General features: G+C 45.9%; 1 protein-coding gene. It reads left to right on the top strand.

The window, feature by feature from the left end; all coding sequences use genetic code 11:
- The coding region (locus DXA15_RS25180; RefSeq protein ID WP_255420010.1) for a DEAD/DEAH box helicase at positions 1-608 on the top strand (608 nt) is incomplete at both ends.

Here is a 608-nt window from a genome sequence, read left to right as displayed (position 1 = left end):
ATACGTCCCGAAGAGATGCTCGATACGGTAGAGGTCTATTTCAAGGGAAACCTGTTCCATGAACTGTCTTTGTCTATGGCTTGGTATTATAAGATACTGCCTGTTCCTGTCCTGGTGCAGAGCGTATTCGATCTGAATAACCAACTGGATAAGGTACAGCGTATGCTGAACAGGAGTGACTGTACTTTAGAAAGGCGCAAGCATATTCAAGACAAGATAGACTTTGCCCGTCTCGACTTTCGCGGCTCGTTGAGTGCATCGGAACTGATCCGGCGTTATCTTCCGAAAGAGGTAAAGAAAATGCTTGTCTTCTGTAAAGACAAGGAAGATCTTCAGCATATGATTCCCGAAGTATCGAACTGGCTCGGGCAGGCTGGCTTTGAAACGGAAACATTTGAGATCCATAACGGACTCAGTAATCGGGAAAATGAAAAGACATTGCGTCGTTTTCGTAAGGAAACAGGAAAACTGCATGTCCTTTTCTCTATAAATATGTTGATCGAAGGATTGCATGTGGAAGGAGTAGATGCTGCCATGTTCCTGCGTCGGACGGAATCTTATGTGGTAGCTTTGCAGCAGTTGGGCCGTTGCCTGAAAGCCGGTTCGGA

Source organism: Parabacteroides sp. AM58-2XD, assembly GCF_003463685.1.
Classification (GTDB): Bacteria; Bacteroidota; Bacteroidia; order Bacteroidales; family Tannerellaceae; genus Parabacteroides; species Parabacteroides segnis.
This window is presented reverse-complemented; position numbering and strand designations above follow the sequence as displayed.